Raw genomic sequence first — 614 nt, 5'->3', positions numbered from 1 at the left:
TAAGGTTTGTAATTTCTTGGATGAATAGCGATTCGGTTGTATTTGTAGAAGATTTCAACTGTAGTTTTGGTATACAAAAGTTTTACTTTTTTCCTCACATATTGGTACGGAACACTGTAATAACTCTTGTCTTGACTCAATAACGCATGACCGTTTTGCATTACCGTAGCAAAGGATTGGTATTTGATTTCAAAGCGTTCTTGAGGTAATGGACGTAGTTTTTGTTTCTCATCTTCCATAAATAATTCATAGCGAGAATAGGGTCTTCCTGTGAGCTTTTTATGATTATGAATATCTAATAAATCCCAGATTTGTTGGTTTAACTCTTCTAAACTATAAAACTGTTTTTGTTTTAGATGTACATAAATTCTTCGATACAAGATTTTTACAGCTCCTTCAGCTAAAGATTTATCTCTTGGTTTATAAGCTCTTGCAGGTAATATAGTAGTTTCATAATGCTCTGCTAAATCGGCCAAGGTTTCGTTAATTGTTGGTTCAAAACGACTACTTTTAATCACGGCTGACTTTAGATTATCTGGAACAATTGCTGCTGGAACGCCTTCAAAAAAACGCATAGCATTCTCTACAGAAGTTACAAAATCTTCTTTCTGTTG

The 614-nt window shown here is 33.7% G+C and carries 1 protein-coding gene; it reads right to left on the bottom strand.

All coding sequences use genetic code 11. The features are described 5' to 3' along the window. Window positions 1-614 (bottom strand): transposase (locus tag G6042_RS00715; protein WP_169522361.1); only part of this gene is annotated, 614 nt, incomplete at both ends.

This window comes from Flavobacterium solisilvae (assembly GCF_012911605.1).
GTDB classification, from domain to species: domain Bacteria; phylum Bacteroidota; class Bacteroidia; order Flavobacteriales; family Flavobacteriaceae; genus Flavobacterium; species Flavobacterium solisilvae.
This window is presented reverse-complemented; position numbering and strand designations above follow the sequence as displayed.